This is a genomic window from Thermoactinomyces sp. CICC 10521, assembly GCF_016055135.1.
In the GTDB taxonomy this organism is placed as follows: domain Bacteria; phylum Bacillota; class Bacilli; order Thermoactinomycetales; family Thermoactinomycetaceae; genus Thermoactinomyces_A; species Thermoactinomyces_A daqus.
Window position 1 is genome coordinate 20,847 of sequence record NZ_JAECVZ010000004.1, and the last position, 24,761, is coordinate 45,607.

The 24,761-nt window shown below is 50.4% G+C and carries 24 protein-coding genes; 15 read left to right on the plus strand and 9 right to left on the minus strand.

What is annotated here, in order from left to right; translation table 11 throughout:
* Positions 1-349: 349 nt before the first annotated feature.
* Complete coding sequence (locus tag I8U17_RS04375) at positions 350-784, minus strand: hypothetical protein (RefSeq protein ID WP_198055833.1); 435 nt, start codon at positions 782-784, stop codon at positions 350-352.
* A gap of 184 nt (positions 785-968) precedes the next feature.
* Here I8U17_RS04375 and I8U17_RS04380 point away from each other — a divergent pair, with 184 nt between their 5' ends.
* The gene (locus tag I8U17_RS04380) at positions 969-1,928 is read left to right on the plus strand and encodes a 4-hydroxy-3-methylbut-2-enyl diphosphate reductase (RefSeq protein WP_198059080.1); all 960 of its coding nucleotides are present in this window, start codon (positions 969-971) and stop codon (positions 1,926-1,928) included.
* Between the two features lie 75 nt (positions 1,929-2,003).
* On the opposite strand, the gene I8U17_RS04385 is transcribed toward I8U17_RS04380, so the two are convergent.
* On the minus strand, positions 2,004-2,168 hold the full coding sequence (locus tag I8U17_RS04385) for a hypothetical protein (protein ID WP_160173813.1): 165 nt from the start codon (positions 2,166-2,168) through the stop codon (positions 2,004-2,006).
* A gap of 114 nt (positions 2,169-2,282) precedes the next feature.
* On the opposite strand from I8U17_RS04385, the gene I8U17_RS04390 reads away from it, so the two are divergent.
* Both I8U17_RS04390 and I8U17_RS04395 read left to right on the plus strand, forming a co-directional pair.
* Positions 2,283-3,266 carry an alkaline phosphatase family protein gene (locus I8U17_RS04390; protein WP_198055834.1) on the plus strand — a complete coding sequence of 328 codons (984 nt, stop codon included), beginning with the start codon at positions 2,283-2,285 and terminating at the stop codon, positions 3,264-3,266.
* Positions 3,267-3,329: 63 nt separating this feature from the next.
* On the plus strand, positions 3,330-3,722 hold the full coding sequence (locus I8U17_RS04395; protein WP_033100036.1) for a hypothetical protein: 393 nt from the start codon (positions 3,330-3,332) through the stop codon (positions 3,720-3,722).
* A gap of 308 nt (positions 3,723-4,030) precedes the next feature.
* Here the strand turns inward: I8U17_RS04395 and I8U17_RS04400 are convergent, their stop codons facing one another.
* Entirely contained in the window at positions 4,031-4,384 is a 354-nt protein-coding gene (locus I8U17_RS04400; RefSeq protein ID WP_198055835.1) for a L,D-transpeptidase, read from the minus strand.
* 62 nt (positions 4,385-4,446) lie between these two features.
* Positions 4,447-4,626: a hypothetical protein gene (locus tag I8U17_RS04405; RefSeq protein ID WP_033100038.1), complete on the minus strand. Its 180-nt coding sequence runs from the start codon at positions 4,624-4,626 to the stop codon at positions 4,447-4,449.
* 304 nt (positions 4,627-4,930) lie between these two features.
* Here I8U17_RS04405 and ablB point away from each other — a divergent pair, with 304 nt between their 5' ends.
* A complete protein-coding gene (ablB, locus tag I8U17_RS04410; protein WP_033100040.1) occupies positions 4,931-5,761 on the plus strand; it encodes a putative beta-lysine N-acetyltransferase in 831 nt (276 codons plus the stop codon).
* A 61-nt stretch (positions 5,762-5,822) separates the two neighbouring features.
* Here the strand turns inward: ablB and I8U17_RS04415 are convergent, their stop codons facing one another.
* On the minus strand, positions 5,823-6,302 hold the full coding sequence (locus tag I8U17_RS04415) for a DinB family protein (RefSeq protein WP_235281611.1): 480 nt from the start codon (positions 6,300-6,302) through the stop codon (positions 5,823-5,825).
* Positions 6,303-6,694: 392 nt separating this feature from the next.
* Between I8U17_RS04415 and speD the strand changes: the two genes are divergently transcribed.
* Positions 6,695-7,102 (plus strand): adenosylmethionine decarboxylase, encoded by a 408-nt coding sequence (speD, locus tag I8U17_RS04420; RefSeq protein WP_198055836.1) that lies wholly within the window; start codon positions 6,695-6,697, stop codon positions 7,100-7,102.
* A 141-nt stretch (positions 7,103-7,243) separates the two neighbouring features.
* Here speD and ptsP read toward each other — a convergent pair whose 3' ends face one another.
* The 4 genes from ptsP to I8U17_RS04440 all read right to left on the minus strand — a co-directional run bounded on the left by ptsP (position 7,244) and on the right by I8U17_RS04440 (position 12,231).
* A complete protein-coding gene (ptsP, locus tag I8U17_RS04425; RefSeq protein WP_033100042.1) occupies positions 7,244-8,950 on the minus strand; it encodes a phosphoenolpyruvate--protein phosphotransferase in 1,707 nt (568 codons plus the stop codon).
* Positions 8,951-8,965: 15 nt separating this feature from the next.
* Positions 8,966-9,229: an HPr family phosphocarrier protein gene (locus I8U17_RS04430; protein WP_033100043.1), complete on the minus strand. Its 264-nt coding sequence runs from the start codon at positions 9,227-9,229 to the stop codon at positions 8,966-8,968.
* Positions 9,230-9,343: 114 nt separating this feature from the next.
* Positions 9,344-9,661 (minus strand): PTS sugar transporter subunit IIB, encoded by a 318-nt coding sequence (locus I8U17_RS04435; RefSeq protein WP_198059081.1) that lies wholly within the window; start codon positions 9,659-9,661, stop codon positions 9,344-9,346.
* A 344-nt stretch (positions 9,662-10,005) separates the two neighbouring features.
* Positions 10,006-12,231: a sigma 54-interacting transcriptional regulator gene (locus I8U17_RS04440; protein WP_198059082.1), complete on the minus strand. Its 2,226-nt coding sequence runs from the start codon at positions 12,229-12,231 to the stop codon at positions 10,006-10,008.
* Positions 12,232-12,552: 321 nt separating this feature from the next.
* Between I8U17_RS04440 and I8U17_RS04445 the strand changes: the two genes are divergently transcribed.
* From I8U17_RS04445 to I8U17_RS04490, 10 genes are all read left to right on the plus strand, one after another.
* Positions 12,553-14,052, plus strand: coding sequence for a carboxypeptidase M32 (locus I8U17_RS04445; RefSeq protein ID WP_198055841.1), 1,500 nt, complete (start codon positions 12,553-12,555; stop codon positions 14,050-14,052).
* A 272-nt stretch (positions 14,053-14,324) separates the two neighbouring features.
* Positions 14,325-15,008, plus strand: coding sequence for an LPXTG cell wall anchor domain-containing protein (locus I8U17_RS04450; protein ID WP_198059083.1), 684 nt, complete (start codon positions 14,325-14,327; stop codon positions 15,006-15,008).
* Positions 15,009-15,537: 529 nt separating this feature from the next.
* The gene (locus tag I8U17_RS04455; protein WP_198059084.1) at positions 15,538-16,176 is read left to right on the plus strand and encodes a VC0807 family protein; all 639 of its coding nucleotides are present in this window, start codon (positions 15,538-15,540) and stop codon (positions 16,174-16,176) included.
* Positions 16,177-16,394: 218 nt separating this feature from the next.
* Positions 16,395-17,768, plus strand: coding sequence for a homoserine dehydrogenase (locus I8U17_RS04460; protein ID WP_052154048.1), 1,374 nt, complete (start codon positions 16,395-16,397; stop codon positions 17,766-17,768).
* Between the two features lie 483 nt (positions 17,769-18,251).
* Positions 18,252-19,604 (plus strand): adenosylmethionine--8-amino-7-oxononanoate transaminase, encoded by a 1,353-nt coding sequence (gene bioA, locus I8U17_RS04465; RefSeq protein WP_232330907.1) that lies wholly within the window; start codon positions 18,252-18,254, stop codon positions 19,602-19,604.
* A complete protein-coding gene (bioD, locus tag I8U17_RS04470) occupies positions 19,601-20,314 on the plus strand; it encodes a dethiobiotin synthase (protein WP_198055844.1) in 714 nt (237 codons plus the stop codon). The genes bioA and bioD overlap by 4 nt, the downstream gene beginning before the upstream one ends.
* Positions 20,315-20,319: 5 nt before the next feature.
* A complete protein-coding gene (bioB, locus tag I8U17_RS04475; protein ID WP_033100050.1) occupies positions 20,320-21,306 on the plus strand; it encodes a biotin synthase BioB in 987 nt (328 codons plus the stop codon).
* A complete protein-coding gene (bioF, locus tag I8U17_RS04480; RefSeq protein ID WP_198055845.1) occupies positions 21,303-22,475 on the plus strand; it encodes an 8-amino-7-oxononanoate synthase in 1,173 nt (390 codons plus the stop codon). Before bioB ends, bioF begins: the two co-directional genes overlap by 4 nt.
* A 199-nt stretch (positions 22,476-22,674) precedes the next feature.
* Positions 22,675-23,382, plus strand: a complete 708-nt coding sequence (locus I8U17_RS04485) for a sporulation protein (RefSeq protein ID WP_198059085.1) — start codon at positions 22,675-22,677, stop codon at positions 23,380-23,382.
* Positions 23,383-23,639: 257 nt separating this feature from the next.
* Entirely contained in the window at positions 23,640-24,473 is an 834-nt protein-coding gene (locus I8U17_RS04490) for a methyltransferase domain-containing protein (protein WP_198059086.1), read from the plus strand.
* Positions 24,474-24,761 lie beyond the last annotated feature (288 nt).

A 24,761-nucleotide genomic window follows, 5' to 3' on the forward strand; every position in this document is an offset into this window, starting at 1 on the left:
CGGAGGGATTTTTGACATCGAGGAACCTCGGGTGCCGCAACGAGTGAAAGCATCCTGCTTTTTTCATGTAATTGTGCGAATATGGGAGCAACCCGGTGCCGATTTCCAGTAAGATTAAAGTGAAAACACATGTGGCGCAGGAGGGAGTTCAACCAATGTATAGTAACAGCTTGGAATCACCCGGACTGTTAATATTTTTCATGATTATTTCTTTTATTCTCGCTGCATTGTATATTCGCGAACGGATTAAGAATTCGGCAAAATAATCGCTTTCCCCGCATTTTGTGGGTTTTGTTCAATAAGCAAAACCTCCCCTGACGGGTATGGGGAGGGAGAACAGGAGTAAAATCTAGCTTGAGCTTTCCCAATACCGGCTGGATGAAGAGGATTCATAGTAGCCGGGATGGTGGTGAAAGGGAGAGTGGGGTCGGTGGTAGGATGAACCGAAAGCTGAAGATTCCCGGCAGGAGTCACAGGGGGCGCCGAAAAACGGACGGCGGCGAGTTCCCGCGCAATAGCGCATATACCATTTGAGCATTTCCCGTTCATATCGGTGGCAAATTTTCATTTGGTGATAGAGTTGGCGCAGCATCTGAGGATCGCAGTACATATGGGTTGGCAAGGTCACAGGTGGTTGCGGCAACGGCATGACCGGCGGCATCGGTGGCTTCGGCATCGGTTTGTATGGTTTGGCCGGTTCGGTGGGTGGAGCCGGGCGAGCGGATGATTCCGCCGGTGCCGGAGTAACGGGCTGCATCGGTTTGACTGGTCTTCTCTCCGTCATACACTCACATCCTCTCTTCATGATGACAGTGTATATTATGAATGGTCTGGTATAGATGTACCTGGTGTACCAGCCTATCTTTGAGCAGAGATGTGCGTCCCTTGGTCGAATTTTGATAATAAGCTATAATAGGAGAGACTAAACCTCGGGCCAGAAGGTGATACGGGGTCAGGAGGAATCAGCAATGGAAGTAGTAAAAATCACACCGCGCGGCTATTGTTACGGAGTGGTCGATGCGATGGTTCTGGCACGGCAAGCGGCAAAGAACCTTGATCTTCCGCGTCCGATTTATATTTTGGGAATGATTGTGCATAACAAGCATGTCGTTGAGGCGTTTGAAGAAGAAGGAATCATCACTTTAGACGGGGAAAACCGGTTGGAAATCTTGGAGAAAGTGGATAAAGGAACGGTTATCTTTACTGCTCACGGAGTTTCTCCGGAAGTTCGCCGCAGAGCGAGGGAAAAAGGCCTCACAATTGTCGATGCCACTTGTCCCGATGTCACTCGCACCCATGACCTGATTCGTGAGAAGGTTGCTGAAGGCTATGAAGTGATCTATATCGGCAAGCACGGACACCCGGAGCCGGAAGGGGCAATGGGGGTGGCACCCGGCCATGTCCATTTGATCGAGCGGGAAGAAGATATCGAAAAGCTTCATTTTGATACGGATAAACTGCTGGTGACGAATCAGACGACGATGAGCCAGTGGGATACGGCCAACCTTATGAATAAGGTGCGGGAACGATTCCCGACCGTTGAGATTCACAATGAGATCTGCCTGGCAACGCAGCTGCGGCAGGAAGCGGTGGCACAGCAGGCCAAAGGGACGGATTTGGTGCTGGTTGTCGGTGACCCGCGCAGCAACAACTCCAACCGTCTCGCCCAGGTCGCCGAGAAAATCGCCGGGGTGGAAGCGCACCGCATCTCCGATGTTTCCGAAATCGATATCAATTGGTTAAAAGGAAAAAAAATTGTTGGCGTAACCGCCGGTGCTTCGACGCCGACCCCAATCACACGTGAAGTGATCCAATTTCTCGAGCAGTTTGATGAAAATGATCCCATGACTTGGGAACCGGAACGAAAAGTGGATCTTCGCCGGATTCTTCCTCCGGTCCGGGAGAAAAAACATGGGAACAAAAAATAAACCGGGACAGAGGTCTCCGGTTTTTTTTAAAAACTCATGTTCCATTATTCTGTCAATTTTGTGAGTGGGAGAAATTCACCGCTTGGGATAGCGGGAAGCCATAAAATCATAGCACTGATTCATCGTGCCGCGAAATTCGACCCGATGGTCCTTTTTCATCGGGTTATACCATGCGAAGTAGTTATCCTCATGGATTATGGATGGTGGCAATTTGTCAGAATCCTTGATGACGTAATACATCTTGGAACACACCTCCTAGTTGTAGTATGTTCAAAAAAATAAAATTTAACCCATGTTTTAACAAAAAAACGGTTTGGATGAAGATGTCACCTCAGCCACCGGGGTTCAGCCAAAATGGTTGCAGCTTTTGTTACAATGACAGTACATGCTTTTTTGAATCGGAGGTGGAGACAAATCGCAGTCATTATGCTGTTTATTGATGGGGTTGGCTTGGGAGACGATGCGGATCATAATCCCTGGGCACAGCACGCTTTGCACATGCGTTCCCTGTTAGGCGGAAAGCCATTGACCGGGGAGGCGGTTGGTAAGCACGGGAGAGAGGTCAGGCTCCTGAAGACCGATGCGAAGCTGGGGGTTGACGGATTGCCGCAGAGCGCCACCGGTCAGGCGGCGATTTTTACCGGGAGAAACGCACCGGCGGCAATGGGAAAACATATGAGCGGTTATCCGTTTAAGCGTTTGCGGGAATGGGTCGAAGCGGACAATATTTACCTCCAATTTCAACGAAAAGGCTGGAAAGCGACCTTTGCCAATTCGTATACCAAAGAATATTTTGAGCGTCCGGCCACGAAAAGGGGATGGGTTTCCGTGACCACCGCGGCCATCCGTTCACTGGGAGAGCCGTTTCGCTATTTGGAGGATCTGAAATCAGGACGGGCGGTTTATCATGATCTCACCCGCCGCACGCTGAAATCGTTCATACCGGAAATTGAAGAGATTGCCCCGGAACAAGCGGCAAGGCATCTGTGGGGAATCGCGAGGGATTATGATCTGGTCATTCACGAATATTTTTTGAGCGATCGGGCCGGGCACAAACATGACGCTGACCTTGTTTCCTATGTGGTGGAAACCTATGACCGTTTTTTGGGGGAGCTGGTTCGCTTGCGCCCCGAAGGTGATACCATCGTCTTGGTCAGTGATCACGGGAACAGCGAAGATTTGCGCATTTCCGTCCATACCGAGAATCCGGTTCCCACCCTGATCATCGGCGATGTGGGAGCAGTCGATGAGGAGCAGGTACCCGGCTGGGATCTGACTTGCATTGTCCCGCTGCTGCACCGATTGGTGGAGAGGCAGAAGAACAGGGAAGGCATTTAACTCTTTAAGGGATGATTTCAGGATGCCGGTCTCACAGAAAACTTTCACAGATGGAGGATGATGATGAGCAAACGATATATTCCGAGAATAAGAGAAGCCGCGATCCCGGAGGACGGAGGATGGATGAAATTGCAGGAAGAGGGAGCGCCGGTGCTGGTGTTGTCGGTGCCGGAATGGTCGGATGAACTGAAGCAGTCCGTTTCCGGGTACGAACATACGTGGATGTACGATCGTGCCAACGATGCGTATCTTTTTTGTTTTCGTTTGGAGGAAGGCAGGGAATATGCGATTGCCTTTGCCAGGGAACATGCCGGAATCTTATTGAACGATGATCGGGCCCGTGGCAAATTTTCACTCCTCGTGACTGCGCAGCACCTGAAAGAGACGGAGGATCTGAAACCCTGTTTTTTATTTCGCGGGATTTCGCTGAAGCGCCATCCGCGAGCAGGCTGGTAACACCATTATATCTTCGGGGCAAGAAAATTCCTGCTTCAGCCTTGGAACGAGAGCGAGTGTCAGGCAAGGGAATGAGTTGCCTTCTCCCTCCTGTCAGCCTGACCGATTTTCGCTCTCTTTTTTTCACACTATCTAATCTTCATTGTAAAACTGGCAATGGACGATGAGTGTTCAGGAAACGTTTAAAGCAATCGAAATGGCAGTTCAAAGGGCCGCGGGTTCTCGGGCAGAAATTTCCGCATTTGAGATCACGGATCGGGGAAAATCTTGTTTCTTTTGTGATTCCCGACTGGAGGCATTGGGAGCGGTCAAGGGAGGATCATCACTTTTGTGCCGATTCCGACGTAGCGTGCCAAGTCTTCCACATCGCGGTTGTGCATGCGAATGCAGCCTTTGGAGACGCGTTTGCCGATGGAGGAAGGGCGGTTGGTGCCGTGAATGCCGTAGTGAGGGCGGGAAAGACCCATCCACAGCGTGCCGAACGGACTGAGGGGACCGCCGGGGTAGGAGTAAGGATAAGGAACTTTGTTGACAATCGTGTAAACACCTTGGGGGGTTTGGGTCGCCACCTTGCCGATGCCGATCGGATAGGACTTGATTAATTGAGAGTCTCTGTACAGGTAAAGGCGGAATCGGGACAACCTGATCACGATGTGAGCCATAGAAAAAATCACTCCTTCGCCATATCTTATGGAGAGAAAGAGTGACTGGTTCTCACGCGGTGTTATCCGTCATCCAGATTGAAATCAAATTCCAACAAAGTATCCTCATCCCGCTCTTGCGCACTTTTCAGCCGATCCAACAATTTTTTGTATTCATCCGCCCGTGCATACGGGGGTTCCGTTTCCAAAACTTTCGTCAGAGCACGGATAATAAGGTTGCGCTCATGAGGTGTCAAATACATAGATTCCCCCCCCTGGGAAGAGGTTTCTGCGAAAAAGCCCCGGTTATGGCATAAATGCTGTTCCGGGAAGAATCATGCCCCCCATGCGGGACCTTTAAAAAGAACATCTCGCTTCTATTCTACCCTGTGAAAATAAAAATTACACATAAGGAACAAATAAATTCTGGATTTTTTTATAATTTCGTTCGTATAACAAAGCTGGCTTTTTCGCATTTTAAGTTTGAAAAAAAGTTTTTTCTGCGTGAACCAGGGTAACAAGATAGTGTGGCATGGTGTTCGGATCAAAAAAATGGAGGATGGATGAATGACAGCAAAACAACCTGCCCCCCAAAGTGTTTCGTATGAAGTGGATGAGTACAACAGCCGTATTAAGCTCATGCAGTACAAGAAGGAACATGCAGAGGCGTTGGTACAGCATCTGGAGGATTTGGCGAAAATGGAGGGGATCGGGAAAGTGCTGATTTATGCCGCTCCCGAGGATGTTCCGTTATTCGAAAAGCTCGGTTTTCACCAGGAAGGTGAGATCAGCGGTTTTTTTGACGGCGACCCGGCCTGTATCCTGTCACGCTTTTTGCAAGAAGAGCGGGCGAACAGCAAAGATGAGGAGAAGAAAGACGAAATCGTCGAGATGGCGGAGCAAGTTGAGCAACTCGACGAGCCTCCGGAGCTGGAACCGGGATTTGAATTACGCCACGCCGATCACCGGGATGCGGAGCAATTGGCCGAGCTGTATCGATTGGTATTTAAAACCTATCCAACTCCGATTCACGACCCCGAATTTATCCTGGAATGCATGGATAACGAAGTTTATTTCTCCGTTATCACCCATCAGGGCAAAATCGTGAGTGCGGCATCTGCAGATGTGTTTGCCGAGTACAATTCTGCGGAGATCACGGATTGCGCCACGCATCCCGATTATCGCGGAAAAGGACTTTTAAGCGTTCTCATCTTTGATTTGGAAAAACGAATGAAAGAAAAAGGGGTGCCCAATCTGTTTTCCCTGACGCGGGCCGTTTCCACAGGGATGAATATGGTGATTTCCAAGCTGGGGTTTACCTATAAGGGAAGGCTCATTCAAAACAGCCAGATTGCCGGCGAGTTTGAGGACATGAACATATGGGTGAAAGAGATTTGAAACAAAAGAGTAAGGTTGCGGTTGGAGAGAGGAATTCTCTCTTTTTCCGCCACCTTATTTTTTAGTAAAGGCTGTACATCGTCACATCCCGTTTTAATTCTTTCAGATAATTAAACAATTGCGCGCGGTGATGAGCCATATGGGTGATGATTTCGATCAGCCATTTGGCTTGCGTTACAGGTTGTTGGTTGTAGTATGCCCTTGTTTTGCGATGGATAAAGAAGTCCTCGGAAAGGCTGTCCATATAGGCAGTAAGCTCGGCAAAGCCTTTCGTGAGAATGCGATGGTAGTCTTCACGCGTTTTTGGGGTCAGATTTTTTTCCAGCTTGCGGATCGCTATTTCATCGTTTTCCTGTAAGATTGCCAGGTCAGTGGCAGGAATTTGGACAAGGTGGGTGGCCAGCTCTTGCAGAGTGCGCATCGATTCGTGCGGACGGAATGACCAGTCATCCTCTTCGATTTGGTCGATGAGGCGATGGGTAGTGCGCACGAGAAGATCCAGTTCCTCCAGCAGCATCTGCCGAATCGGGTTTGTTGCCACAGGGTTAAGCCTCCTCTCGCAGCATAGATTTTGCAATATTCTACATATAGAGAAGAAAAACCTTCTAATAACATTCGCTTTTTGTAATATTTCGTGACACTGACCCTCCCAAGTGTTCCGCTTTACCGGAGAAAAAGGCGTAAAATCAACTTTTGTTCATTCAACTGAATTTTTAAAAATCTTCACGTTTCTTTCGGAAATTGGGGTAAAATAACTATTGCAGACATAAAAAGATTATGTTAAGTTAATCATTGTGACATTGAGCTAGTAGGATCCAGGATTCACTTAAAGGGTTGGGACCTCACTGGACTAACCTTCCCCCGTGGTGAACAAGCAGATCCTAGCGGAATTTGGCTCACACCAACTTTTTGCTAGGAAGGGGGCCGAAAGAGATGGAATTTTCTACTTTCGGAAGGCATGTAGCCATGGACGCATGGGGCGTTGAGTTCGATCTTCTCAATGACGTAAAGTTTTTGGAACAACGTTTAAAAGAGGCGGCAAGTGCTTGCGGGGCGACGATTTTATCTGTTCAATCCCATCAATTCGACCCACAGGGGGCCACGGTGCTGGTCATGTTGTCTGAGAGCCACCTGACCATTCACACCTATCCGGAAAAAGGCTTCGCCGCGCTTGATTGTTACACCTGCGGACATACCGTAGATCCCATGATTGCCATTGAGTACATGCTCGATGTCCTTAAACCGACCCAGGCATTTACCAAAATGCTGCGGAGAGGTACGGGACCCATTGAGGTCGTCCAACCGGGAATCGAGCTTAAAAAAGAAGAAGTGACCGTTTAGTGATACAACGACGAAAATGGAAAGAGTACGGATTTATTTATGATTGTTAGTGAAAAAGGAACCTGGGAGTACTAAGGTTCCTTTTTTATTTCAGTCAAAAAAAGATCCCGGGTTTTAGCGGAAAGCCCGGGATCTTTTTTATTAACCTTTTTTCGCCAGGTTTCGCACCTGATCGCCATCTTCCAGCAGAATGGCCTGTTCAGCCAGTTTTTTCGCTTCAGCAGTGTCGGTGCTCCGAACTTGCTGTTTCACTTCCGGGATCGTGCTGGCGCTCATCGACAATTCAGCCAGACCCAGTCCGATGAGAAGTTCCGTCATACTCGGGTCGCCGGCCAGTTCGCCGCACATTCCCACAAGAATATTTGCTTTTGCTGCGGCATCGCAGGTCATTTTCACCAGACGGAGAACGGCCGGATGAGCCGCATCGTACAGATGGGCCACCTGTTCGTTGCCGCGGTCTGCCGCCAGGGTATACTGAGTCAGATCGTTGGTTCCGATACTCATGAAGTCGACCTCTTTGGCCAGGAGATCGGCGGCGATGGCAGCTGCAGGGATTTCCACCATGATTCCCACCGGAATCTTGTCTGCCACCTGCACTCCTTCGCTGATCAGTTCCTCGCGGCATTCATTGAGGAGAGCTTTGGCCTGACGGATTTCCGAGCAGTTTTCGATCATGGGGAACATGATCCAGAGATTTCCGTGAACGCTGGCTCTCAGCAAAGCGCGCAATTGCGTTTTGAACAGATCCGGGTTGGCCAGGCAGAAACGGATGGCCCGGTGGCCCAGGAAAGGATTTTCCTCTTTCGGCAATTTGGCGTAGGGAAGCTCTTTGTCTCCGCCGATATCCAACGTGCGAATCACAACAGGCCGCTCGCCGAAGGAAGACAGTACTTTCGCATAGGCTTGGTATTGCTCTTCCTCTGTCGGCCAGTGGTCATTTTCCAGGTAAAGAAATTCGGTGCGGAACAAGCCGACGCCCTCGGCGTGATTTTTCAGGGCAATCTCAATATCGCTGAGACTGCCGATGTTGGCGAAAACCTGAATCCGTTTTCCGTCGGCCGTTTTTGCTTCCGCTTTTGCCTCTTTTAACGCCAGAGCGCGCGCTTTTTCCTGCTGTTCAATCTGCGTGCGCACCCGGTTGATCACATCCTGGTCGGGATTGATCTGAATCGTGCCTTTGTCCCCGTCGACGACGATGGTATCCCCGTCTTTGATTTGTTCGATCTTGGATCCCAGACCGAGTACAGCCGGAATTCCCAGCGTCCGGGCCATGATGGCGGCGTGGGCCGTTTTGCTTCCTTTGGCCGTCACCATGCCGGCGACCCCTTCCGGGAACTGGGCGGTGTCCGAAGGAGTCAGCTCCTCAGCGATGACCACGCTTCCCGGGGTCAGCAAAGAAGGATCAAACGGCTGTTTTCCGAGCAGGATCAAAAGCAACCGTGAACCCACGTCGCGAATGTCATCTGCGCGCGCTTTCATATATTCGTCATCCAAAGAAGCCATGAGTGCACCCATTTCTTCGGTAACATCCTGGCACACGGCTTCGGCATTTTTCTTTTGATTTTCAATACGGTTTTTCATTTCGCCGGTAAAGGCCGGGTCATCCAAAAAAGCGAAATGAGCATCAAATACGGCCGCCTCTTCTTCGCCCATCCGCTCCGCGGCGATTTCGCGCAGTTTTTCAATTTGTTCTTTTGCCTGCGCGATCGCTTGGTCTAATTTCTCGATTTCAGATTTTGGATCAGTGATGGTTCGGGAAGGAGCGACCGGCTTTTCCTTGCGCCACCAGACGGCTTGGCCCAACTTAAGGCCTGGAGCCGCTCCAACTCCTTGTAACGTTTGGCTCAACGCAAATCCCCCTTTTTAGGCTTCGGAAAGTTGTTCCAGGAAAGCGGCAATGTGGTTGACGGCAGCTTCTGCGTCTTCCCCTTCAGCGCGGACGGTAATCTGGTCATTCTGTTTCGCGGCAAGGGACATTACGCCGAGCAGGCTTTTTGCGTCAACTTCTTTTCCGTTTTTCACGAGCTTGATCGCACTTTTAAAGTTGCTGGCTTCTTTTACGAGAAGGGCTGCGGGGCGAGCGTGAAGTCCGCTTGGGTTGTTAATGGTAATCGTTTTTTCTGACATCGGGCATTTTCCTTTCTGTTTTGGGTTTCTATACCATTGTGTGAAGAATGATCACCAATAGGGTTCTCTTGATCTGCCTGCAAAAAGTGAATCCGGTTGAGTCTGGGTAATCGCTTACCTTTTGATTAGTGTTAACACTTGATCCAAAACTTTTTCGCCGCTCATGGTGGCAAATGCCACAGGATCGACCATTGCCAGCGGTATGCCTTCTTCGTCGGCGATCTTCGCCATTTCCGTTTTGAGGTGACTGATCTGCGGCTCGTAGAGGATGACATCTGCCCTGGACAATTGTTCTGCCCACCGGAGGGCGGAAGTTGATTCCGCGATCAGTTCCAATCCGCGTTTTCGAGCGGCTTCATTTATTTTTCGGCACAGCGCTCCGGAGCTCGCTCCCAGGCTGCACACGATCATTAACCGAATGGCGTGATTCATTTTGCTCCTCTGCCTTCTCTGACATCCATATCTTAACCCGAATGGCTCTTTCGAGATTCTTCGCAGGCCAAGAGAAATCCGAGAAAATATCATGCAAGATTTATGCCAAATGAAAAGAAGCCGATCATAAGCGGCAAACAAAAAAGTGTGTAAACAGGATTTTGCACACTTCAGTTTGTTGATGAAATCCCGAAACAGAAGTCTGTCGCGGATGGGTGCCTTCTCTTTGCTTCCGGTTCCTTCGTGCAAAGCCGCTGCGGAAAAGAACCAATTCCTTTCTGCTTGAGTTTGCCGTTACCCTAAGTGTGCAAATAAGGTATTCACTCTTTGCACGTGAACAGCGACTAAGAAGTGGTGGAAAGGCGGGCCATTTCGCTTGCGGCCGATGGTGGATAGCGCACGTGCAGAGCGGTAGATAGGGCGGATAAAAATTGCTCCCACAGCTTGATCCGGTCCGGTGGAAGATCGGTTTGCAGCACCCCCGCGGATTTCTCCATCCGTCTGTTCGCCAGCTGTACGGCCAGCAGCTGATCCGTGTAGATGCCCAGATGCATCCAGATACCGATTTCCCGTTCGGGTTCCCAGCTGAAAACACGCCGGAAGGTGTCAGCTTTGGTCTGGATCAATTGGACGAATTGTTTTGGATTGAAGTGAATGACCGTTTCGGACAAGCCTTGCTCGATGAGTGCGGGAATCTCCGACGGACGCAGGGTCAAGCCGTTTTCGGCAGTCATCCGGGAACGGCTGGCGGCGAGAATGGCCCGCAAGCGTTCAAAGCCTTGTTTTTGATAAAGTTCCCAGGCTGGAATATATGGAACACCGTCCAACTCCGGTGGAACGGTTCCTGCGACGGCAATCAGCCGAAACTCTCTTTGCAGGAGATCCAGCTTCTCTGATGTGCGCGTTTGCGGATCGATCTGAACTGAACGGATCTCCACATCCTGATCTTCTGCGGGAAGATGGTCTTCCAGCCATGATTGCAAGGCGACAGCTGCTCCCTCGCCGGTCAGGCAGACCGTGGCGATCAGTCTTTTCGGCTGCTCCTGCTCCTCTGGCCGTTGATTTAATGAGAGAAAAAGAGAAATCAGCTTGATCTCTTCGGGTGGCAGCCGGAGCGAGTGCTCCCGCTCGAGAAGCATGGCGATTTTTTGGGCCAAATGCTCATAGACGGATTCTGTTTCAACCTGTTCGAGTTCGTTCCGCGCGATGCGGGTACTGCCTGGATTGGACCGCCAAGCCTGGATGTGCAGGGCGATCGCGTAGAGCTGTTCATCGGAAATTCCTCTGATTTCGTTGGCGCCTCCCTCTTCCAGGGCCCGGGTCAGAACGCGGATGATCGCAGGGTCGACGGGCCGGCTTTCCTGTTGAAAGGACAGGCTGCGGACATAGCGATTCACCGTTTCCTGCAGTTGCTCCGCAAGTTCGGCAGGTGAAGCCTTTTTTTTAAGCAGGGACTCTTTCGTTACGGTGAGCTTCCGGTAAATATTTCCGGAAATTCCCTCCTGTCCGTCATTTCCTCCGGCAATCGCGTTTTTGACGGCAGAAGTAACCGGTCTTTGCGGCTGGAGATAGGTGGGCAGATCATGAAAATCGATGGTCACCTTCTTTTTACCGTCCGTTTCGAGGTTGCGCAAAAATGCGCGCGCACATGCGATTTGGATATCGCTTTTCAGCTGTCCGATATTGCCGGGACAGTCATATTGCAAAAGGAAGGAACGGCACCGGGCGGTGATGCTGAGGGGAACCCCCATCTGTTTGGCTTCGGCCTCCAGAAAGTGCTCAAGCAGTTGCTCACGAACCTCCCGCGGCCTTTTCCGCAAGGGTAAAATTTCCAGTCGGACGGGGAAGCGGCGCAGCAGAGTGGGAAGAAGGGCTTTTTCCGGAGCTTCCGTTGTTGCTCCGATCAGCCGGATATCGGCTTTGCGCTCAACGCCCGTTTCTCCCAGACGGCGATAAAACCCTTGATCGATCAAGTGGAAAAGCATTTCTTGTCCGGATGGAGGGAGACGATGGATTTCATCCAAAAACAAGATGCCGCCATTGGCCCGTTCCACAAGGCCAAACTTGTTCTCATCGGCGCCGGTGAATGCCCCTTTTTTGACTCCGAAGAGTTGGGCCAGCAAAAGCTCGGGGTTTTGTGCATATTCCGCGCAGTTAAAAGCGATAAATGGCGTTTTTTTCGATAAAAATTCCTTTTCTATGGCCGTTTCCACCAATTTTTGCGCCAAATGCGTCTTTCCCACCCCGGTCTCCCCGGTAAACAGGATCGGCAAACCATGTGGCGGATATAAAAGTGCGGCCATCGCTTCCTGCAAAAGTTCAGATTCCCCTGTGCAGGATTTGCGGCGCTGTGGTCCGCCGGCATCGGTATATGGTTCGAGCGGAAAATACCGAACAGGCCGTCCCGCCTTCTTCTGCGCCCGTCCGGTTTTCACCAGTTCGTTCAGATAACGGCTGACGGTAGAGCGATCCAATTGCAGCGCTTCGGCCAATTCCTGCGAAGTCACTCCGTTTCCTTCTTCTTGATAACGGGTTTGTAATGTTTGTTCAATCCAATCGATTTTTTTCATCTGTAACCGTTCCTCGCCCAAGATTCTTCTATTCCTTATCATACACACTTTGCACACTCGTTGTCGATAGAAGGAAAAATACGGATTATCCTTGGGGGATTTCGTTGAAAAAAGAAAGGATTTCGGAGCGAACGTGAATGGAAAAAACAGATCGTTCACAGAAACGAAATATTTCGGATCCGAAGTGCACCACACAAGAGGTGGTTAAATCTCAATATTGCCCCTCTCAACGATGCGTTGAACTGAAAAAGACATGAAAGTCTTTTGGGAAATCCGTTACAATGGGTTTAGGAAGGATATTGATACTCTGGGGTGGATGTAATGGAAAAGAAAATGGAAGAGCTGAGGAAGCGTTTGCGGGAAATCTATGATCTGGATTCGGTAATCGCTCTTTTGAATTGGGACCAAAATACATACATGCCGGAAGCGGCCGGAGATGCACGGGGCAGCCAGCTGGCCGTGATTGCCCGGATTCGGCATGACAGGATGGTTGACCCGGGCCTGGGCAGGTTGCTGGAAGAGTTGACTCCCTACGAACAGGAGTTGCCTTATGATGCCGATGATGCGGCTTTAATCCGTGTGGCCAAACGGCATTTTGTGACGGAATCCAAGGTCCCGGCCGATTTCGTTTCCCGTTTCTACCAGCATGTTTCGCAGACCTATGCCGCCTGGGTGGAGGCGCGGAAAGAAGATGATTTTTCCAAAGTTGAGCCTTACCTGGAAAAAACGCTGGAATTCAGCCGGGAGTATGCCTCGTTTTTCCCCGGTCACCAGCACCCGGCTGATCCGTTGATCGATCGATCTGATTATGGCATGAAAGCGGAAGAGATTCGCCGGCTGTTTGCAGAACTTCGCAGCCGCCTGGTTCCGTTGGTCGAGCAGGTCACATCGCTCCCGCCCACTGACCGTTCCTGTTTGACCAAGTTTTATCCGAAGGAACAGCAACTCGCCTTTGGAAAAAAGGTGATCGAAAAGCTCGGTTTTGATTTCAAGCGCGGTCGGCAGGATTTGTCCCCTCATCCCTTCATGATCCGTTTTGCCGATGGGGATGTGCGGATCACCACCCGGGTGAATGAACATGATTTGAGTGAGGCGCTGTTCAGCACCATTCACGAAACGGGCCATGCATTGTATGAACTGGGAATCAGTTCATGTTATGAAGGAACCCCGCTGCATACGGGAACGTCATCCGGTGTGCATGAAAGTCAGTCCCGCCTGTGGGAAAATATCGTCGGTCGCAGCCGTACCTTCTGGACTTATTTTTATCCCCGGCTGCAAGCGGAGTTTAAGGAACAGCTGGCCGGAGTGTCGCTGGATGAGTTTTACCGGGCAATTAACCATGTGAAGCGCTCCCTGATCCGGACGGAGGCCGATGAGCTAACCTACAACCTGCATGTGATCATCCGGTTTGACCTGGAGTTGGCCCTGCTGGAAGGCAGCTTGAGCGTCAAGGACCTCCCTGAAGCATGGCGGAGCCGTTATCAGTCCGATCTCGGGGTGGCTCCACAGAGCGATCAAAATGGCGTGCTGCAGGACATCCATTGGTATGCCGACTTTATCGGCGGCATGTTTCAGGGGTATACGCTCGGCAATATTTTGAGTGCCCAATTTTATCAGGCAGCCCTCAAAGCGCATCCCACGATCCCGGAAGAGATGGAGAGGGGAGAGTTTTCAACGTTGCGGGGGTGGCTGACTGAAAACATTTACCAATACGGCAGCAAATATACTGCAGCTGAAATTGTGAAAAAAGCGACGGGAACTGATTTGACGATTGAGCCGTATCTGGACTACCTGACTCAGAAATATACGGCATTAAATTGAGCGGCGGGAAAATTCGCTGTTTTTTCCATCAAAGAGTATACGACACTTTAGCAGTAAAAAAAGGTTTTCCTCTTCGGCAGGGGAAAGCCTTTTTTTATTTGCGAAGATCCGAAAGACAGGCAATGGTGCTTTGCTATATTTTTGCAGCGATTCCTGTTAAATGGATAACATAAAAAATTTATAAAATGGATTTATGTTTTTAAAATAGACATATTTTTTATACGCTAAATTCTCATCTCTCTTACGAATCTATTATTGCGGAGGTGATTTTCATGTTAAAAAAATATGTTTCAGGTTTAGCTGCTGGTTTTTTGGTTTTGGGAGTTCCTGCCATGGCTTTGGCATGCAACTGGGGCGCAAAGGCGGAAGGTGATTGCAATCAGATTTCTTTGAGCGTAGCAGTTGAGCGGGGAAAATCGGAAGCAGCCGGTACCTATGACTTGTATTGGTCGAAAGAGGGAAACCCGAAAAAAGGGGAGATTATCGAACATGGTGAGATCCCCGCTTTGAAAAAAGGGGAAACCCATCAAGTTGTTTACGATCTTGATAAAAACAAAAATGGTCATGAAGGGAACTACGCTTTTTACCTGAAAGAGCCAAATGGTTCCATTTGGAGCAATCCGGTTAAGGTTACCGGATGCAGCCAATCCGAGCAACCGGCTCAGCCGGAACAACCGAATAAACCGGAGCAACCGGCTCAGCCAGAACAACCGAATAAGCCAGAGCAACCTGCTCAACCGGAGCAACCCAATAAACCAGAGCAACCGGCTCAACCGGAGCAACCAACTAAGCCGGAGCAGCCTGCTCAGCCAGGGCAACCGGCTCAGCCAGAGCAACCGGCCAAGGGCGGACAACTGCCAAAAACGGCTACTAGCTATCCGCTTGCTATTGCCTGGAGCGGTGCATTGTTGGCAACCGGCCTGGGAATCCTCGTTTTCCGCAAACGCCATGCATAGGTGATTTTTTTCGGCGAAAGTGATTCAACGGGTGGGGTGTCTCCCTGATCTCTCGATGTTCTCATTGGGAGGCGGGGAGGCACCTCACCCGATTTTGTTGTGCTTGGAAAGCAAGGATGTTGCCTCGATTTCGGAATGGTCCGCCCTGTCCGGATGAACCAATTCCCAACACCTCGTGATCCCGTTTTCCATTTAATCTGATCAGCAAGGGAACGGATGAGCATATAACCTTTGCTGATTTTTTTATCCAGTCTTCCGTAAGCGAAAAATTGTACTGTTTTGTTTGTAGTTAATCAATTTGTAGGATAAACTATTTATTATAGAAACTAAATTTTCTGTCCGAATCCAGATCAGTCGGGGAACCGGATACCGGATTGGAACGGAGTATTCGATGCCAAGTCACTGCCGCTTTCATGGGAGATGTCCGGCACCGTGGTTACAAAGTTTCCTTTCGATTGGCATGATAATCAGGCTGACCGTACACAGCCAGACCGTTTATTATCTTCCGGACAGTAGAAAGGATTTTCAAATGAATAGAAATGAAAAGTTAAAGATGATCGTCTTGACTCTGTTTGTTGATGTCGCTTTGCCTTCCGTGGTTTATTTTATTCTGCGACAATTTGGCATGTCCGATGTGCTGGCATTAGCCTTCGGCAGCGGGGTTTCCGTTATCCGGATTATTCTCGAATTTGTGCGCAACCGGAAAATAGATGCTCTGGCTTTCTTGATGTTTCTCTTTTTCCTGGTCGGAATTGCCACTTCGTTTTTTACGGGCAATGCGCGGTTCATGATTGCGAAGGACTCTCTCTTTACAGGGATTTTCGCCTTGGTGATGATCGGATCTGCATTTGTCGGCCGGCGTCCGTTGATTTTTTATTTGGGACGTCAATTTGCCGGCAGTGAAAGCTTTGAGCAGAAGTGGAATGAGTTGGAGCGGTTTCGCCATAACCTGCGGGTGATGACAGTGGTGTGGGGAATCGGGTACCTCATCGAAGCGATCGTACGAGTCATAGTTGTGTTCACGCTGTCCATAAGTATGTCGGTATTGGTTTCTCCGTTGCTGTTGGCCTTCACCACACTGGTGCTGATCGTTTGGACCCGCCTCTTTGTGCGGCATGCCCGTTCCAAGGGAAAGAAAACCCATGACACGAAAGAGGAGCTGTCGTGAAAAAGATGGCGCTCATTCCCGGGGCAGGACGCGGGATCGGTTCAGATGCCGTCCGAATTGCCAGGGGAATGGGATTGGGCATGTTTTGAGACGGTTTCCTCTGTCTGAATTATTTGAAACCGGTAAAATTGGTGGAAAAAAGTGTTGAAATCCTCTGTCCGGTTCGCTATACTGTCTCCAACAAAGAAACAAATGTATTTGTGGAAAGGACATAAGAGATGAGGAATGAGAGAGAAGAGAGAAAAGTAAAAGTCGGTTTGTTGGGGTTGGGCACTGTCGGAACGGGTGTGGCGCGGATTATTGCCGGCCATCAGGAAGAACTTCGCAACCAGACAAGCTCACAAATCGAAATCGCGAAGGTATTGGTGCGGGAACCGGAGAAAAAGCGACAGATCGAATTGGATAGAAATCTGATCACCACCAGGGCGGATGACTTGTTGATGGATCCGGAAATCGACGTCATTGTCGAGGTGATGGGAGGAATCCATCCGACCAAGCAATACCTGCTCAAAGCCCTGGAGCAGGGGAAACATGTGGTGACTGCCAATAAGGATTTGATGGCGCTTCATGGGGCGGAGATCTTGCACAAGGCGAGGGAAATGAATTGCGATGTTTATTATGAAGCAAGTGTAGCCGGGGGCATCCCGATTTTGCGCGCGCTGATGGACAGCTTCTCTTCAGATCGCGTCACCCGCATCATGGGAATTGTAAACGGAACGACCAATTACATCCTTTCAAAGATGAGCCGCGAAGGAGCCGGTTATGAAGAAGTTTTGAAGGAAGCGCAAGCTTTGGGGTATGCGGAGGCGGACCCTTCCTCCGATGTCGGGGGACTTGATGCCGCGCGTAAAATGGTTATCTTGTCGACCCTGGGTTTTCATTCCCCGGTCAGTCTGGAAGATGTTGATGTGCAAGGGATTGAGTCGGTCAGCCGGGAAGATATCGCCTATGCGAAAAAAATGGGCTATGAGATGAAGCTTTTGGGTGTGGCCGCCCATGATCAGGATGGAATCGAGATTTGTGTACAGCCGGCTCTCGTCGCCCGCTCCCATCCCCTCGCATCTGTGCATGGTGTGTTCAATGCTGTCTATGTATACGGGGAAGCGGTGGGGGAGACCATGTTTTACGGACCAGGGGCGGGTGAGCTGCCCACAGCCACTTCCGTCGTCTCGGATCTGGTCTCGGTCGTGAAAAATATGAATCTGGGTGTAAACGGGCGAAGCGTCGTCAAACCCTATCGGGAGAAAAAGCTGAAAGGGGATGCACAGAAGCGCTTTAAAACCTTTTTGCGCCTGATTGCGGCCGATGAATGCGGCGTGTTGGCGCAAATCACCCGGCTGATGTCCGATTACAACATCTCGCTGGAGCAGGTGCTGCAACAGCCGAGAACCAATCAGAAAGAAGCGGAAATCGTCCTAGTTACCCATCATGTGAGCAAACAGGATTTGGATCAGGTGCTCGCCCGTTTGAAAGAAATGGACGTGATTCGAACCGTCAAAAGCTGTTATCGCGTGGAAGACGGGGAGATGCCTCAGGCAAAACCGGATCGGAAGGAAGAGGGAAACGAGCTGATCATGGCTGTCAACGGGTAAAAGTACATGGCCTTTTTCCTCAATTTGAGGGAAAAGGCCATTTTTTAATAGGCAATATTCTGATGCAGGTGATAAAAGGGATCTCCAAGTTGCGTTTAATCCATTTTGTTTGCATTCTCCCCGGGTTACCGGGGGATGTTTCGATGATTTAGTTTAGAAGCCGAATCCTCCACCAACAAAGACAAAGATGGTTGCGATGACAAGGAGGAAGATTAACAGCCTTCTCCAGCCGAAACCAAAACCGCCACAACTACCGAAACAACTGAAGCCCATTTTTTCACCTCCCGCTCAAGGTTCTCTATATCCTATTGACTCAGGGATAAAAAGGTATGTGCATTCTCCTATTTCCGGTCAAAGATGGGCTGTGGTTGTTTCATTTCATCAGGGTAAATCCGGGTATTCTGCCGGATGGCCGGTATGTTATACTTTGATTGTAAACCTTAAAAAAATATAGGTTTACAAATAAGGAGGGAGGGGTTTTGCTTGGCCGGATTCTCCTATCAAGAGTTATTGGAGAAGAATCGACGTTATTTGTGGAATCCGTTTACCCAGATGAAAGAGTATCTCCAGGATGAACCGCTGATCATCGAGCGGGCGGACGGGGTGAAGCTGTACGATGTGCAGGGTCGGGAATATTATGACGGCAATGCCTCCGTCTGGTTGAATGTACATGGTCACAACCATCCGGCGCTGAATGAAGCGATTAAGGTGCAGTTGGAAAAAGTGGCGCACAGCACGCTGTTGGGAATGGGGAACATTCCGGCCATCCTGTTGGCGGAGCGATTGGTGAAGATTACTCCGACCCGGCTGCAAAAAGTATTTTATTCTGACAGCGGGGCGGAGGCAGTGGAAATCGGGTTGAAAATGGCGTTCCAGTACTGGAAAAACCGCGGATTCCCGGAGAAAAACACGTTTCTCTCCATGAAAAACGGTTATCACGGGGATACTGTCGGCGCTGTCAGTGTCGGGGGGATGGATCTGTTCCATGCCACCTTTGATCGCTTGCTCTTTTCCACAATTAAGCTTCCTTACCCCTATCCTTACCGGTTTGATGGGACAGCTGAAGAATGCAAGCAAGCCTGTTTGCATGAATTGGAGTCGGTCTTGAAGAGCCAGGGAGAACGTATTGCCGGCCTGATTGTGGAGCCGATGGTTCAGGGAGCCGGCGGGATGATCATGATGCCCCCGGGCTATTTGTCAGAAGTGGAAAAGATGTGCCGCCAATATGATGTTTTATTGTTGGCCGATGAAGTGGCGACGGGATTTGGACGTACCGGCAAAATGTTTGCCTGTGAGCATGAAGGCGTACAACCGGACATTATGATGGTCGGGAAAAAATTGACTGGGGGTTATTTGCCGGTTGCCGCAACACTTACTTCAGATGAAGTGTATGATGCCTTTTTCGCGGACCACAGTGAAGCGAAAACCTTCTTCCACGGTCATTCCTATACGGGAAATCAGCTTGGCTGTGCGGTAGCGCTTGCCAACCTGGATTTGTATGAGTGGGAGCATCTGTTGGATCATGTGCAGGAAGCGAGCCGATGCCTTGCTGATCATCTGGAAGCGCTGAAAGATTTGCCGGCTGTCGGCGAAGTGCGTCAGCTGGGAATGATGGTGGGCATTGAACTGGTAAAAGAGAAAGAGACCAAAGAGCCCTATCCGTTTGCCGAAGCCATCGGAGCGAAGGTATGCCGCAAGGCTCGGGAACTGGGACTGGTGACACGGCCGCTGGATCACGTGGTTACACTGATGCCGCCGCTGGCCACTCCGCTTCCCGACTTGCAAGCGATGGTGTCCATCCTGCATGAGGCGATTCGCGAGGTGACGGCCAAGTGAGCGGAAACGGGCTTTTTATCACGGCGACCGGAACCGGAATCGGAAAGACGATGGTAACTGCCGGCCTGGCTTTGGCCTTGGCAGATCAGGGGATTGATGTCGGCGTAATGAAACCGGTGCAGAGCGGAGGAGAGCCGGACGACCCCGGGAGCGACGGCATGCGCCTGAAAGCATGGACGGGTGTCACTGACCGCTTGCAGGAGATTGTGGTTTACAACTTTTCCTTGCCGGTGGCTCCCGGACTGGCAGCGGAACTGGCCGGAGAGGAGATCGAAGTTGACAGGATTCTTGCCGCTTTGAAGATGTTGCAGCAAAAGCATGAAGTGATTCTTGTCGAAGGTGCCGGCGGCTGGGTGGTACCTCTGGGAAAGGAATGGACAATGGCTGACCTCGCGGTGCAAATCGGGTGGCCGGTGTTGATTGTCGCCCATCCGCAGCTCGGCACCATCAATCATACAGCGTTGACGGCGAGCGCCATCCGGCAGCGGGGATTGCGGATCGCAGGGGTTGTTTTAAATGGTCTCAAGCCGGGTGTGGATGACCCGAGCATTCCGCATAATCCGCGTTTGATCGAACGGTTTGCCGGTGTTCCCGTCTGGGGGACCGTTCCGTGGATTGAAGGGGGACTGACTGCAACGAAAATTAAAAAGGTGTTTCTTCAGCATGTCGACATAAAAAAATGGATTTCAACCTTAAAAACAGGAGGCTGAGCAGTATGGGGAAATCGCGATGGGAAACTCTGGCTGATCGGGCGCTCGCCGGAGAACGGTTGTCAATGGAAGAGGGATTGTCTGTGCTGGATGCGCCCGATGACGAGCTGTTGCCGCTTTTGCAGGCGGCGTTTCGGGTGCGGAAAGCTTATTTTGGCAAGAAAGTAAAGCTGAATATGATCATCAATGCGAAAAGCGGTTTGTGTCCCGAGGACTGCGGCTATTGCTCCCAATCAATTGTTTCGCAGGCGCCGGTCGAGAAATATACGCTGCTCAAAAAAGATGTCCTGGTCGCCGGGGCCAGAGAGGCACTGAGCCGCAAGGCCGGAACCTATTGTATCGTGGCCAGCGGTCGCGGACCGACGGAGAAGGAACTGGATGAAGTGGTTGAAGCAGTCAAGGTGATTAAAGAGGAGTTAAACATGAAAATCTGCGCCTGCCTGGGAATTTTGACGGAAAGCCAGGCCAAACGGTTAAAGGAAGCAGGGGTTGACCGTTACAATCACAATTTGAACACGAGCAGGGAACATTACGGGCGGATCACGACCACTCATACATACGATGACCGTGTGCAAACGGTGGAAGCGGCCAAAAAAGCGGGTCTGTCCCCTTGTTCAGGGTGTATCATCGGTATGGGAGAGACGCGTGAACAAGTGGTGGAGATGGCTTATGAGCTGCGCAATTTGGATGCTGATTCCATCCCCGTCAATTTTCTCAATGCGATTCCCGGAACCCCGCTGGAGGGTTTGAAAGAATTGAACCCGCGCTACTGTTTGAAAGTGCTTGCCCTGTTCCGGTTTGTCTGTCCGACGAAGGAGATTCGCGTCTCAGGGGGGAGAGAAGTGAATTTGCGCCAATTGCAGCCTCTGGCCTTATACCCGGCCAACTCCATTTTTGTGGGGGATTATCTGACGACGGAAGGACAGGCGTCTTCATTGGATCATCAAATGATACGCGATCTCGGTTTTGAGATTGAAGTGGAGACGGCATGAGTTCACTCTGGAACCGTACGATCCGGGAAGAATTGCAGGCCCTTTCCGCAGATCACCTGAACCGGCATTTGATTCCGACAGCGGATGCGCACCGCCCCGTTTTGCACAGAAAAGGGAAGAGGCTGGTCAATTTTTCCTCCAACAACTACCTCGGTCTGGCCGGGCATCCCCGCATGATTCAGGCGATGCGTGAAGCGGCGGAAAAAGGAAGCGGTGCCGGTTCCTCGCGTCTGATTATCGGGCATAGCGAGGAGGCGGAGGCGCTGGAACAGGAATTGGCTGCTTTTAAAGGAACAGAGTCCGCTGTCCTGTTTCCCAATGGTTATATGGCCAATGCAGGATTGCTCTCCGCCTTTCTCAAGCCGTCGGATGCCGTTTTCAGCGATCAGTGGAATCATGCCAGCATTGTGGATGGCATCCGCATGAGCAAAGCACGAAAATACATTTACCGGCATTTGGATCCGGATCATCTGGAGAGTCTGCTGAAAACGGCGGATCAGCAGGGAGCCGGACGGAAACTAATTGTGACGGATACTGTTTTCAGCATGGATGGCGATGTCGCCCCGCTGAGAGATCTGGTGGAGCTGAAAAAACGTTATGATGCCGCCCTGGTGGTGGATGATGCGCATGGCGGGGGCGTGTTCGGAGACGAGGGAAAAGGGATGGCGCATGAATTGGGGGTTGACCGGGAAATTGATCTTTACATGGGCACCTTCAGCAAAGCTTTTGGCGTATACGGGGCGTATGTGGCGGGGAAACGCGACTGGATTCGCTATCTGATCAATAAATGTCGTCCCTTCATCTATACCACCGCCTTGCCACCGGTCATTATTGCGGGCATTCGTGCTTCATTGAGATTGGTGCGTGATGCAGACCGGTTGCGCCGGGAATTGCGGCAAAAAAGCGGCTGGTTTCGCCGGCAGCTGACCGGTTTGGGGCTCGATGTGGCTGGTTCGGCCACGCAGATCATTCCCGTTGTGGTCGGGGAAAATGAACAGGCGCTTCTTTTCAGTCACCGGCTTCAGGAGCAGGGAGTCCTGTCTGTCGCGATTCGCCCGCCCACTGTTCCTGCCGGAACCGCCCGCCTGCGTTTCTCCCTGATGGCCAACCATCGGGAGGAAGATTTAAGACAGGCGATCGAGGCAATCAAGTTGTGTTGTTTTGCCTGATCGGACAAACTCAATCGTCCGGTGAGATTCGGAATTTTGGAATATCCCCTGAAAACAAAAAACGAAACGCTTGCGAGAGAGGGAAGTATGTTTGCGGATCTGGAATGAAATCAGTTATTTGAAACGGGATTCTGTGATACGATATATGGGCTATCAATTTTCCAACTGATTTATTCCAGCGACTGAAAGGATGAGCCTCGTGATCAAAAATTTTCTGGCTTCCCTTGGCTTTGGAGCGGCCCAGGTCGATTTGGTGCTGGACCGGGAGAACTTGACGATGGGAGAACCGGTGACGGGAAAGATCGTCCTCAAGGGGGGTGAAGTAAAACAAGTCATGGAAGGGCTGAGGGTGCATTTTTGCCTTGCATCTGCCTATCCGAGCGGAGGACAGCGGGTTGATGTCAATGAAGTGGTGGCAAAGATCACCGTATTTGAAGAAGATGTGGTGATCAAGCCGGAGGAATTAAGAGAATACCCCTTTGAATTTGTCTGTCCCCGCCACCTCCCCGTTTCTTCCGTGAATACGCGCTTTTTCTTCCAAACGGATCTGGAAATCAAAAGCGGTGTCGATGCTGAAGATCGCGATATAGTCGATGTCTATGCTTCGGGGCTTCAGGGCCATTTCCTTGATGGATTTGCCCGTCTGGGATTTAAACATCATAATGAGGCTTATACGGGAAAGGAAAAGGACGGTTTCCAAATCATTCACTTCCGGCCCACTTCCTGGCTTTCCGGTGAGATCGAAACTCTGAGGATCAAGTACCAGCCGGCCGCTGTTGACCATTGGATCAGCGGTACATATGAATTAAAGGGCAAAGAAGGCAGATTTCATTTCTCCGCCGAGGAATTGGCCACGCTGGAACACGCCGCCGAAACGTTGCGCCAGTTTTTCCAGCGCAAACTATAAAGCATTTTCGGGATAAAAAAGATTTTTTGTGCAAAAGGTGCATTGCTGGTCAGGCCGTGGTGCCCCACGCATGATCTTCCCCGTTTTGAATGGCGGTCAGCGGGGCGCCACGACCCTCTGATTTCACTTCGCTTTCATTTTCAGCTTGTACCCGCAAATCATGATCATTTTTATTGAACCAGGGCAGGAGTTTGATTACTGATTGGAGAAAAAAAGGCCGTGATAAAATAAGTACGTGATATGGAGGGCGAAAGGGCTTGAAAATCAATAAAAAACAATTCATTCGCCAGATGAACCGAACTATTTCATATGACGAATTCCTGGTTGTTTACAAAAGGATGGCCCATCGCCTTCTGTTCAGTTTAAAAGATCGGGTGTTTGATCCGGGCCGCATCCTGGATCTCGGTTGCGGGACAGGCTATTTTACCGAATTGTTGCTTGAATATTTCCCACGGGCAGAGCTGGTTGCGCTCGATTTGTCCCCCCGGCGAATCGAGATGGCTCGGGAACGGGTTGCTTCTGCACGCGTTCAGTTTGTTGCGGCTGATGTGGAAGAAGATGATCTTTCCGGTCTCGGTATGTTTGACCTGGTTATCACCAATCTGATGGGTCACTGGCTGCAAGCTCCGGAAAGGGTGCTGGCAAAAGTGAGAGAGATGCTGAACGGAGAAGGCTGGTACGGCATGACCGTTTTTGGCCCCGAAACGTGTCAGGAGCTGCAGGCGACGTTCAGGCAAGTGGAGCTTGAATGGGAGTTGCCCCCGCAAAGGCATTTTCTCCCGTTTCGCACTGCGGAGGAATGGGTGCAGTTGCTTGACGGGGCCGGTTTGTCGGATGTGACACCGGAAGAGTGCTGGCAGCGGATCGAATACGAAGATTGCCGCACCTTGCTGGAGCGGATCAAAGCTGCCGGGGAAAGTTACAGCGAAAGCAAACAAAATTTTATTTTGCAGCGAAATGTGCTGACGGAAGTGATGAGGCGGTATAATCGGGCGTATCGCTCGAAATCGGGAATTTATGCGACTTTTCATATCCTCACGCTTTGGGGAAAAAAACGGGATCAAAGAAAATGTTCTTTCACTTATAAATAGTAATAAGAAGGATGAAGGACTCAATCGGGTTTGGTGTAAATATCGGGCTGAAGGGGAAGGATCTGCAAACGAATGGAGTGGCAAAAAATCCTGACATTCCTGCAATCGAGTGATTCAGGAAGACGAAAAGCAAGCGTCGCGGTGAATTTAACCGTTATTGCTGAATAAACGAACTTTCTCCCAATCAAAACATGTGTTAAAATCTGAATGTTACCAAATGAAGATGAATACATAGGAAGGAAATCCATTGCCTCAAAGGAACAATGGATTTTTTCTGTTTCCCTTGCC

Bases quoted from the DNA above. Each gene is read 5' to 3' on its own strand.
- I8U17_RS04445 (WP_198055841.1), top strand. From the start codon at position 12,553: ATGGAAAAGAAAATGGAAGAGCTGAGGAAGCGTTTGCGGGAAATCTAT.
- I8U17_RS04375 (WP_198055833.1), bottom strand. From the start codon at position 784: ATGACGGAGAGAAGACCAGTCAAACCGATGCAGCCCGTTACTCCGGCA.
- bioF (WP_198055845.1), top strand. From the start codon at position 21,303: ATGAGTTCACTCTGGAACCGTACGATCCGGGAAGAATTGCAGGCCCTT.
- I8U17_RS04390 (WP_198055834.1), top strand. From the start codon at position 2,283: ATGGTTGCAGCTTTTGTTACAATGACAGTACATGCTTTTTTGAATCGG.
- I8U17_RS04395 (WP_033100036.1), top strand. From the start codon at position 3,330: ATGAGCAAACGATATATTCCGAGAATAAGAGAAGCCGCGATCCCGGAG.
- speD (WP_198055836.1), top strand. From the start codon at position 6,695: ATGGAATTTTCTACTTTCGGAAGGCATGTAGCCATGGACGCATGGGGC.
- I8U17_RS04440 (WP_198059082.1), bottom strand. From the start codon at position 12,231: ATGAAAAAAATCGATTGGATTGAACAAACATTACAAACCCGTTATCAA.
- bioB (WP_033100050.1), top strand. From the start codon at position 20,320: ATGGGGAAATCGCGATGGGAAACTCTGGCTGATCGGGCGCTCGCCGGA.
- I8U17_RS04430 (WP_033100043.1), bottom strand. From the start codon at position 9,229: ATGTCAGAAAAAACGATTACCATTAACAACCCAAGCGGACTTCACGCT.
- I8U17_RS04455 (WP_198059084.1), top strand. From the start codon at position 15,538: ATGAATAGAAATGAAAAGTTAAAGATGATCGTCTTGACTCTGTTTGTT.
- I8U17_RS04405 (WP_033100038.1), bottom strand. From the start codon at position 4,626: ATGTATTTGACACCTCATGAGCGCAACCTTATTATCCGTGCTCTGACG.
- I8U17_RS04450 (WP_198059083.1), top strand. From the start codon at position 14,325: ATGTTAAAAAAATATGTTTCAGGTTTAGCTGCTGGTTTTTTGGTTTTG.
- I8U17_RS04435 (WP_198059081.1), bottom strand. From the start codon at position 9,661: ATGAATCACGCCATTCGGTTAATGATCGTGTGCAGCCTGGGAGCGAGC.
- ablB (WP_033100040.1), top strand. From the start codon at position 4,931: ATGACAGCAAAACAACCTGCCCCCCAAAGTGTTTCGTATGAAGTGGAT.
- I8U17_RS04380 (WP_198059080.1), top strand. From the start codon at position 969: ATGGAAGTAGTAAAAATCACACCGCGCGGCTATTGTTACGGAGTGGTC.
- I8U17_RS04400 (WP_198055835.1), bottom strand. From the start codon at position 4,384: ATGGCTCACATCGTGATCAGGTTGTCCCGATTCCGCCTTTACCTGTAC.
- I8U17_RS04385 (WP_160173813.1), bottom strand. From the start codon at position 2,168: ATGTATTACGTCATCAAGGATTCTGACAAATTGCCACCATCCATAATC.
- I8U17_RS04460 (WP_052154048.1), top strand. From the start codon at position 16,395: ATGAGGAATGAGAGAGAAGAGAGAAAAGTAAAAGTCGGTTTGTTGGGG.